The sequence below is a fragment of the Staphylococcus petrasii genome (assembly GCF_002902565.1).
Classification (GTDB): domain Bacteria; phylum Bacillota; class Bacilli; order Staphylococcales; family Staphylococcaceae; genus Staphylococcus; species Staphylococcus petrasii.
This window is the reverse complement of record NZ_PPRC01000037.1, coordinates 1-9554: the sequence shown is the minus strand read 5'-3', so window position 1 is coordinate 9554 and position 9554 is coordinate 1. Positions and strand designations below refer to the sequence as shown.

9 protein-coding genes are annotated in these 9554 nt (G+C 33.5%); 3 read left to right on the top strand and 6 right to left on the bottom strand.

Annotation, left to right across the window (positions count from 1 at the left end; translation table 11 throughout):
• Positions 1 to 335: 335 nt before the first annotated feature.
• Positions 336 to 437 carry an SE2200 family small protein gene (locus tag CD127_RS06955; RefSeq protein WP_103299195.1) on the bottom strand — a complete coding sequence of 34 codons (102 nt, stop codon included), beginning with the start codon at positions 435 to 437 and terminating at the stop codon, positions 336 to 338.
• A 222-nt stretch (positions 438 to 659) separates the two neighbouring features.
• On the opposite strand from CD127_RS06955, the gene CD127_RS06950 reads away from it, so the two are divergent.
• Positions 660 to 1286 (top strand): FMN-dependent NADH-azoreductase, encoded by a 627-nt coding sequence (locus CD127_RS06950; RefSeq protein WP_103366226.1) that lies wholly within the window; start codon positions 660 to 662, stop codon positions 1284 to 1286.
• A gap of 53 nt (positions 1287 to 1339) precedes the next feature.
• On the opposite strand, the gene CD127_RS06945 is transcribed toward CD127_RS06950, so the two are convergent.
• Complete coding sequence (locus CD127_RS06945) at positions 1340 to 2857, bottom strand: poly-gamma-glutamate hydrolase family protein (protein ID WP_103366225.1); 1518 nt, start codon at positions 2855 to 2857, stop codon at positions 1340 to 1342.
• A gap of 194 nt (positions 2858 to 3051) precedes the next feature.
• Complete coding sequence (locus CD127_RS06940; protein WP_103366224.1) at positions 3052 to 3501, bottom strand: MarR family winged helix-turn-helix transcriptional regulator; 450 nt, start codon at positions 3499 to 3501, stop codon at positions 3052 to 3054.
• Positions 3502 to 3650: 149 nt separating this feature from the next.
• Between CD127_RS06940 and CD127_RS06935 the strand changes: the two genes are divergently transcribed.
• Positions 3651 to 5291 carry an alpha-keto acid decarboxylase family protein gene (locus CD127_RS06935; RefSeq protein ID WP_103366223.1) on the top strand — a complete coding sequence of 547 codons (1641 nt, stop codon included), beginning with the start codon at positions 3651 to 3653 and terminating at the stop codon, positions 5289 to 5291.
• Positions 5292 to 5419: 128 nt separating this feature from the next.
• Here the strand turns inward: CD127_RS06935 and CD127_RS06930 are convergent, their stop codons facing one another.
• Positions 5420 to 6502: a CapA family protein gene (locus tag CD127_RS06930; protein WP_103366222.1), complete on the bottom strand. Its 1083-nt coding sequence runs from the start codon at positions 6500 to 6502 to the stop codon at positions 5420 to 5422.
• Between the two features lie 254 nt (positions 6503 to 6756).
• On the opposite strand from CD127_RS06930, the gene CD127_RS06925 reads away from it, so the two are divergent.
• Positions 6757 to 7089: an SdpI family protein gene (locus CD127_RS06925; protein ID WP_103366221.1), complete on the top strand. Its 333-nt coding sequence runs from the start codon at positions 6757 to 6759 to the stop codon at positions 7087 to 7089.
• 48 nt (positions 7090 to 7137) lie between these two features.
• Here CD127_RS06925 and CD127_RS06920 read toward each other — a convergent pair whose 3' ends face one another.
• Together CD127_RS06920 and CD127_RS06915 are read right to left on the bottom strand one after the other, a co-directional pair.
• Positions 7138 to 8043, bottom strand: a complete 906-nt coding sequence (locus CD127_RS06920) for a poly-gamma-glutamate hydrolase family protein (RefSeq protein WP_103366220.1) — start codon at positions 8041 to 8043, stop codon at positions 7138 to 7140.
• Between the two features lie 226 nt (positions 8044 to 8269).
• Positions 8270 to 9031, bottom strand: a complete 762-nt coding sequence (locus CD127_RS06915) for an alpha/beta hydrolase (RefSeq protein ID WP_103366219.1) — start codon at positions 9029 to 9031, stop codon at positions 8270 to 8272.
• Positions 9032 to 9554: the final 523 nt, after the last annotated feature.

The window sequence follows — 9554 nt, the reverse complement described above, 5'->3', positions numbered from 1 at the left end:
AGATGTGTATAAGAGACAGATGTAAATATCATGTAAATTTTCATATTTCACCAAATCTCCATTTTTCTTATCCAACTAATCCGAGTGGAATGATTGGATAAGTACCTCCCGTCATTATATAATATTGTTCGGTCAGTATGTGTCGTTTTAAAAGAAAATCATTAATTATTTCAATATATATAAATAAAATTAATTAGCCTTATGAGAAACTTATACACGTTTTTATTCGATTGAGTTTATTTCAATTAATCTAAATTTAATAATTATTATGTATATTTCACAAAATATAAAAAGCCAAGACATTTTCAATATGAAAACATCTTGACTTATTATTTTTAATATTCAATATTAGGCATTTCATTAACTTTATTTTGATATTTCTTGAAACCGACATATGCAGCTACACCTAAAACTAATGCAATTAATAATCCTCTCATGTCTATCACTCCTTTAAGGTTCTACACTGATTAGATTTCTTCTATATGTAATGAATCTAAATACATCTATATTATACACTGACTTAATATCTTTTTTAAAGATTGCATAGCAAATTATATACCCCATTGGACTGATTTTTTTCTAAAAGTATTGCAATAATTTGAAAATCGAATATATTAATTATATCGATTTCGAAATAAATATTTTTGAGGAGAACTATTTTGACTAAATTATTATATATTACAGCACATCCTTTAGATGAACTGGCATCTAATTCAATGGCTGCTGGTAAAACATTTGTAGATTCTTATAAAGAAAACCACCCAAGCGACGAAGTAAAACATATCGACTTATTCAAAGAAGATATCCCTATGATTGATAAAGATGTGTTAACTGGTTGGGGTAAATTACGTAACGGTGATGAATTAACTAGTGACGAACAACAAAAAGTAAATCGTTTAAGCGAAATTCTAGACGAATTTTTAGAAGCTGATAAATATGTATTCGTATCACCAATGTGGAATTTATCATTCCCTCCTGTATTAAAAGCATATATCGATGCGATTTCAATTGCTGGTAAAACATTCAAATATACAGCTGAAGGTCCTCAAGGTCTTTTAACTGATAAAAAAGCTTTACACATTCAATCACGTGGTGGTTATTACACAGAAGGTCCAGCTGCTGAAGTTGAAAGTGGCGATCGCTACTTAAGAAACATCATGACATTCTTAGGCGTTCCTTCATATGAAACAATCATTATTGAAGGTCACAATGCTGAACCTGAAAAAACAGAAGAAATTAAAGCGGCATCAATTGCTGAAGCGAAAGAATTAGCTCAAAAATTCTAATTATCATAATTAAAGGCGAGAAGCTGAATTTATATCAGTTTCTCGTCTTATTGTTATTTCATATAATTTTTTATCGCATTATTTATTGCTGTAGCAAAATTATCCATTTCAGGAGTCCAATTGTTAACATCTTTACGTGCTTTTGCTAAATCATTTCCATCTTTAAAAAATGATTTACGAATATCACGGGTAATTTCTAATTGTATCCCCATCCCATTTTTATTAAAGTTAACAACATTTCTTTTATCCCTACCTGCTAAATAACCTGTTGGTTCTTTGACAATGTAATTCAAACCTTTTAATTCTTGAGAAATAAGATCCATTAATCTAAAATTTCTGCCGCCCACTAATACGGTATTGTAATATTGAGCATCAGACATACCGTGAATAGCTATAGAAACATCTCTATTATAATTACTATTGATTAAATCTTTGTCATCATAATTTGTCGACGTAACATGTAACTCGTTATTTTTATAATCTCTAATAGCATTAAAAGCATAATAATCATAGTTACCTTTATTAGCAATTGATTTAGCTAATTCGGTTGTTCCTTTTTCAATATTTCCTCCATGAGGCGCGATAATAAGTGCGTTACTATTTCTGTTAGAACGCTCTTTTATCCAATCTTTCCCTTCAGTTGTATGTGCAAATAACTCAGACATCGATCTATAGGTATCTGTAGGTTTTACTTCACCTAATACAAAAGGAGGAGGTGTTACATTTTTAGAAACTGTTGTTTTAGTTACTGGTTGTTTCGTAACAGTTTGAGTGTTTGGTTTAACTGTCGATTGAGCTATCGGTTTCGTTGGTGCTTTTTTCGCCGGTTTCGTTGGCACGGTTGTTTTCGGCTTAGTGTTTGTTTTAGAAACTACAACTGCTTTTTTAGATGTAGTACTTTGTGTTTGCTTTACGCTTTTCGTACTCTGTTGTTTTGTAGGGGCCGAAGTTACTTTTGGCTTAACATTTGATGTTTTTGATGTTTTGCTTGTTGCTTGTTTTAGAACTATATTTTGAGATGGCTTTTTATTATTTATGTTTGCTTTATTTACAATAGTAGTTTTTGATTTTTGTTTAGTAGTAGTTGGTTTGGCTTTGCTAATAGGTTTTGTAGAGTGAATTACTTTCTTAGATGATGAACTTTGTTTGTTGCTAGGTACTGGTTTAGAGATGATTTGAGTATTTGGTTTTGTTTGTTTATAACCTGTGTTTACAGTTGACTTGTTCATTACGGGTGCAGGTGATGGCTTAGGTTGTTTCTTTAGTGTAGTTAAATTAGGTTTAGGCTTATTAGCTAATTTTGTAGTTTCATTTTTACTAATATATGACGAGGTCTTGCTATTATGATTTTGCTTAAATGTATAATTCTTATTACTTTGATTATTCGGTGTTTTTTTATCCCAATTTTTTTGATTTAATGAAGCGTTTTGTTGCATTTTTTGATAATTATGTTCAGATGCATGTGCCTGATCTTGCAAAAGACTAAATGTACTTACTCCGATTGCAGTAGTAGCTATTCCCATTAGCCACTTATTAGTTACAATTGACGTATTTAGTTTTATCTTTTTCATAAATATTCTTCCAATAATCACTTTAAATAATTTATATTACATTTTTAATATTACTTAATTATTTTAAAAATACAATAGTTATTTTAAGTTGTTACACAATATTTTTGAAATATAATACAAACTATTTATTTATGTCGATTAAAAGCAAAAAAACACTAGAATGTCGTTTAATAAACATCCTAGTGTCTAAATACTTATTCCTCATCTTTCAAGTGTTGAATATCTTGGAAGCCTTCGCGACGGTTAGAGAGTTCTTCCATGATGGCGTACCAGTCGTGTCCTACTTTCTGGAAGGTGCTTTGCATTAAATCATCTTGGGCTCTGTTTAACTTATCGATGAGCTTGCTTCCTTTAGGGGTTGGAAACAGCTGTTTAACGCGTCGATCTTCCTCTGAGGTTTGTTCAATAATTAATCCTTCTTCTTTTAGCTTGCGTAATGTCGCATGAGAACCTTGTTTTGAAATTTCTAATGTTTTCAATAATTGTTTAATTGTAATGCCGGGTAATTTATTTATGAAAAATAGGAACCGATGGTGTTGTCGGCTCATGTCATATTTTTCAATAATTTCATCAGCGGTAGTGATGAATGTCTTATATGCGAAATAAAACAACATATGTTCATAATCTCTTTTATTACTATCCATAGACTTCTTTCCTTTATATTGGGAATTATTATCCATATTATAAACAATTTTCAAAAAAAGGTCATTAAAAAGGTCAAGTTGGTTGACTTTATTTCCGAGAGGGATTATAGTGTAAGTGTATTCTAAATATAGAAAAAGGTGGAATGAATATGAAACGACGTGTAGGACAATATTTAATGGATGCAGTACATGCAGCAGGCGTGGATAAAATCTTTGGTGTTCCTGGAGATTTCAACTTAGCTTTCTTAGATGACATTGTGCGTCATGATGGCGTAGATTGGATCGGTACTACAAACGAATTAAATGGTAGTTATGCAGCAGATGGTTATGCGCGTATTCATGGACTTGGCGTCCTAGTAACTACGTTTGGTGTAGGTGAATTAAGTGCAGTGAACGGTATCGCAGGTTCTTATGCAGAACGTGTGCCTGTTATCGCCCTAACTGGTGCGCCTACAAGAGCCGTTGAAAATGCTGGCAAATACGTCCACCATTCACTTGGTGAAGGCAAATTTGATAGTTATCGCAAAATGTTTGAACCTATTACTACAGCACAAGCGTACATTACACCTGAGAACGCGACAATCGAAATTCCTAGAGTGATTAATGCGGCGCTTCGCGAACGTCGTCCAGTACACATTCACTTACCTATCGATGTTGCAATGGAAGAAATTGAAATTGACAATCCATATGAAGTAGCACTTACACCTAAACAAGATTTAAGTCGCTACGTAGATATGGTGGCAGATAAATTAAATAATGCAAAACAACCTGTCATTATCGCAGGTCATGAAATTAATAGTTTCCACTTACATGATGAATTAGCACAATTTGTAAATAAAACTAATATTCCAGTTGCACAATTATCATTAGGTAAAGGTGCTTTTAATGAGGAAAATGAACACTACATCGGTATCTTTGATGGTAAAATTGCCGACGAAGATATTAAAGATTATGTGAATAATAGTGATGTTATTTTAAATATTGGTGCGAAATTAACAGACTCAGCAACAGCAGGTTTCGCATATGAGTTTGATGTTGATGAAGTCATCATGCTTAACCACCGTCACTTTAAAGTAGGTAATATCGTTGAAGAAGATGTGACGTTACCTAATTTATTAGCTGATTTAAATAATATAGATTATCACTATGACGGTACGTTCCCTACTTTTAAAAAAGCAGAAGAAGGCAATTATGAATTAACTGACGATGCTTTAACTCAAGAGACATACTTCAAAATGATGCAAGAATTCATTGGCGGAGATGACATCTTAATCGCTGAACAAGGTACATCATTCTTCGGATCATATGAATTAGCCCTACCTCAAGGCATGTCATTTATCGGCCAACCATTATGGGGTTCAATCGGCTACACATTACCATCAACATTAGGTACACAAATGGCCGATGCATCACGCCGTAATATCTTATTAATCGGCGACGGCTCATTACAATTAACAGTTCAAGAATTATCAACAATGATTCGCCACAACATTAAACCAATCATCTTTGTCATCAATAACGATGGTTACACAGTAGAACGCTTAATCCATGGTATGGAAGAGCCTTACAACGATATTCGTATGTGGGATTACAAAGCGTTACCTAAAGTATTTGGCGGAGATAACGTAGCTGTGCATGACGTTAAAACATCAAACGACTTGAAACGTGTGTTTGACGAAATTAATGATGCACCCGATCAAATGCATTTCACTGAAGTAACAATGAATTGGGATGACGCACCAGAAAAATTACGCGACATCTCAAAAGCTTTCGCAGAACAAAATAAATAATTGGAAGATCGTTGTGTGAGTGTTCGATTTAATGCTTAAATGAAGAAAAGCTAATGTGTAGAGATAGAGTAGTTTATCTCTTACACATTAGCTTTTTTGTGTTTAGTGTGAAGGATTTGTGTGTGATATTACATGCTTTTTTCATTTAAAAATTGATTATCTATAACCTGTTTTGTGACATCTTGGAGATGGTGAACATTCCATTCACTTTTCGGGTCATATCGTAAACCATGTTTTTGGGCAAGTTGCTCATTATAATCATCTAAATTGTAAATACGGAAGTTTTGACGTGTGTTTTTATTATAAGGATTAGCCTGCTCATAGTGATTAACCATACTCGTCCACGTCACGTGTTCCACATGTGCGTCTTTAGGCGTTTTCACAATATCAAAGTTAATACGTCCTAACAATTGATTATTCTCATTGCCGCCATATTGCCCATTCAGAAAATTACCTAACGAATAAGCCACGAGTGTTTTATGATCGGATGTCTGACTTTTAACCCATTCAATAGGTTGTATTACGTGGGGATGTGTACCTATAACAACATCAACACCTTCATTAGCGAAGAGTTGTGCATACTTTTGTTGGGTTTTATTCGGTTGCAAGTGATTCTCGTTACCCCAATGCGCCGATACCATTACAATATCGCTTTCTTTCTTAGCCTTGCGTACGTCATGTTTAATCGTTTGTTCATCAAATGTTTTAACTGTATAAGGATATTTTGAAGTCATATCATTCGTACCGTATGTGTAACTTAGCACACTCACTTTAATACCATTAGATGTAATCGTATGTATACCTTGAGCTTCCTTTTCCGAATCAAAAACGCCAGTGAACAACGCTTTATCTTTATAATGCTTCCAAGTTTGAATATTATTATGCACGCCCTCATCACCTTGATCGAGCACATGATTATTCGCAGCATTAACTATATCAAAGCCAGTATTCACAACGTCATGGGCAATTCGACTTGGCGTATTAAACTGCTTAAATCCTGAAAATGGTCGGTCATCTCCACCAAGCGGCGACTCTTGATTCACAAAAGCTAAATCAGGTTGTTGAATGTCCTTCTTAATGTGTTGATACATCGGAGTAAAATCGAAAGAACCATCTTGGCGTTGCGCATCATTATACACAACAGGATGGATGAGATTGTCCCCGACTGCCACAACCGATGCTTTCTCACTAGTATCTGTAGCTAATGCCATCCCGCCTATTACCACAAAAATTATAAAAAGAGCAATGCAACTAAAGTAATACTTGAACAATTGAAAACGCCTCTTTCTTGATGAAATAGAAATACAGCATCTTTTATACTCAGAACAATATTTAAAACTTTACTCATATAATACTATTTATTAATTTTAAAACACTTACATTTTATATTCAATTTAATATAAATAAAGACATAGTAAGTAATGTTATAATTAGAAAAAATCGGTATTTAAAGGGAGTTTACATAATGTTATTATCGCCACTTGGCATTATGATGGGCATTTTTGGATATATCTTCAAACATTATCCACCAAAAGAAAGAAATTTCTTATATGGATATCGTACTAAAAAAGCATTTAAAAATGATAAAAACTGGATAATAGCTCAAACTTTATTCTCTAAATATACTTTAAAGTACTTACCTATAGTAATCGCGTGTGGAATTTTAGCCTTAATACTTGAAATCATAACTGGAATTTCTAATAGAAATAATCTTTTTTATACTTTACTAATAATTGAGGTAATTATTACAATATGGTATTTATTTATCATTTATTTTAAAGTAGAAAAAAGTTTATAAATTTTCTAATTACCTCAAAAAAGACTACCATGCCGGTAGTCTTTTGTATTATCTATCTTTACCTGAATCATCCACTTGTTTAATTGCCTTGTCTAATGCATCTGAGAATTTATACATTACTGGTGACCAGTTCTTCTTATTTGCTCTAGATTTAGGTGACATATTTTCATTAGTAAAAAGTGACTTTCTAAACGCAGTCGTCAGTTCTAATTGCACACCTTTATCTTTAAAATCGCGATTCACAAAGTTTTGTTTCAAATCGCCACCAAGATAAGATGGCGCGATTTTCACTGTGAAATGTTGTTTCAATAATTGTTGTTTAATCGCTTCTTTTAATTCGGTATCTAAACCACCTAAATAAATAACCGGTTTATCCCCTTTCGCACCATGAATTGATACAGCAAAGTCTTTTGATTTCACCATGTTAAGTAATGTTGGATCATTATAATGTGAAGAAGTCACATGAAACTTTTCAGGATTCTGTTTGTTTAAAACTGTGAACGAATAATAGTCATAATGATTATGATTCGCCACCATTTTTGTTAATTCGGTTGTCCCTTTTTCAATATTACCACCGTGAGGCGCAACAATGATGACATTACTGCCTGCTCTCTTAATCTCTTTCTTCCAATCGACACCTTCTTGACTATTCGCAAAGAGTTGAGTCATAGAACGAAAGTGATCTTTGTGCGGAACCTCTGGCTTAATTGGCGTAGCAGGCTCCAAATTGATATTTGTCTCTTTCCCCTTCTCATTGTCATGATTAAGAGGATGAGGTAACTTGTGCTTCGTCTCCTCTTTATGCGGCACACCTTGATGACTATCCTCTACTGCTTCCGCTTGCTTATGGAAAAGGCCAACCACTAAAACTATCACCAATAAACCGACTACCAAGATTGCCCAATTCTTCAAAAACGAGAAATTGCGTCCATCTTTCTTTCTCAAATTAAACATTTCCCTTCTACAATCAATAATTAAATCTGGACGATAGCCGTAAATTAAATGTCATACACATCCATATCTTCATTAATTAATATAGAAAGTATTTGCCCATTTGAAATCATCCCTAAGCCCTATTATCTCAAAAAGTTAATGTAACGATTGTAATTTATTTGTTAAATAAATAAATTTAACCCTCTAGTGTGAAATCGTTTCACATTAGAGGGTTTATTTTATAGCATTATCCTTCTACTAACCATTCGATTGTGCGCTTAATCGCTTTATCCCAGAAGGCATAGTCATGGTCACCAGGGCCTTCTTCGTATTGATATTTAATACCTTTGTTATCTAAATATTTCATAAACTGTTGATTATCATCGTATAGGAAATCTTCGGTGCCACATTGAATCAATAGTTGCGGTATATCTGCTCCCTTTTCAACCGCTTCATCTACTAAATGATATGTATCTAATTCTGTCCCTTTCACCGTTGTATCTTGCCCAGTGATTGCTTGTGGTGAGAAGTCTGTCCACTCAAGATCAATTAACCCTTGCGCCTCGAACACAGCTGATAATGGTGCTGCCTTTGAAAACAACTCACTCTGTGTCAAAACGAATTTCATCGTGCCATAACCACCCATTGAATGACCCGCTATGAAATTGTCTTCACGCTTCGTTGATAATGGAAAAACTTGATGCGCATAATTGAAAACTTCCAAAATATAATCATAATAACTATGACCATACGCCATATTGGCATACCCACTATGGTCCGCATTCGGCATAATTACTGCCAATTGATGTTCTTCAGCGTAACGCTCGATACTTGTAAAACGTGTATATGATGTCGCATCACTCGATAAACCATGTAATAACAATAACGTTTTTAATGGCTTCGCAGATTGTGAACGATTAAAAAAGCTTTCATCCTCAGGAATAATCGCCACAAACGACTGATTCATCCCAATCGTCGGAGATTTATAATTAATAGTCATTAACGCCATGTTGCTCCTCATCCCTTCAAAATAAACTAGAGTATTATCACCATTTTACACTTTTTTACCCCTATTGATAATCTTAAAATTCCCCAAACAAAAAAGACGCTAGTGATAACACTAGCGCCCAAAGTAGCAATTTAAGTTTATATAGGTTTTGGTAGATTAACATAAACTCATATACTCTTCATATTTTAGTAGCAGTAAAATATGAAAAGATAAGACAATACTTTTAACTTCTTAAATATCTAAGTAAAAATCCAAAATAAATAATGAAAAGACTTGGATGATTCTTGAGGAACCTAAGTACTAACATACTTAAGTAATTAATTCTTAAATAAATAATGAAAATTGGTGATGAAATTTCTAAACTAAAAGTTTAATGTACACAACTACTTACACTCTTACGTAAGTAGTTCTGATGATGGCCAACGAATGACGTTGTGTGACGCCCGAGGGAACAGTACAAGTTGAAGACCTTAGAAATTCCCACAGATTTATCTGTGAGGCATTTCTGGCTGAAACTGTACCC

Excerpts from the sequence above, each read along its gene's own strand:
- CD127_RS06915 (WP_103366219.1), bottom strand. The coding sequence starts at position 9,031 with ATGGCGTTAATGACTATTAATTATAAATCTCCGACGATTGGGATGAAT.
- CD127_RS06935 (WP_103366223.1), top strand. The coding sequence starts at position 3,651 with ATGAAACGACGTGTAGGACAATATTTAATGGATGCAGTACATGCAGCA.
- CD127_RS06945 (WP_103366225.1), bottom strand. The coding sequence starts at position 2,857 with ATGAAAAAGATAAAACTAAATACGTCAATTGTAACTAATAAGTGGCTA.
- CD127_RS06920 (WP_103366220.1), bottom strand. The coding sequence starts at position 8,043 with ATGTTTAATTTGAGAAAGAAAGATGGACGCAATTTCTCGTTTTTGAAG.
- CD127_RS06925 (WP_103366221.1), top strand. The coding sequence starts at position 6,757 with ATGTTATTATCGCCACTTGGCATTATGATGGGCATTTTTGGATATATC.
- CD127_RS06940 (WP_103366224.1), bottom strand. The coding sequence starts at position 3,501 with ATGGATAGTAATAAAAGAGATTATGAACATATGTTGTTTTATTTCGCA.
- CD127_RS06955 (WP_103299195.1), bottom strand. The coding sequence starts at position 437 with ATGAGAGGATTATTAATTGCATTAGTTTTAGGTGTAGCTGCATATGTC.
- CD127_RS06930 (WP_103366222.1), bottom strand. The coding sequence starts at position 6,502 with ATGGCATTAGCTACAGATACTAGTGAGAAAGCATCGGTTGTGGCAGTC.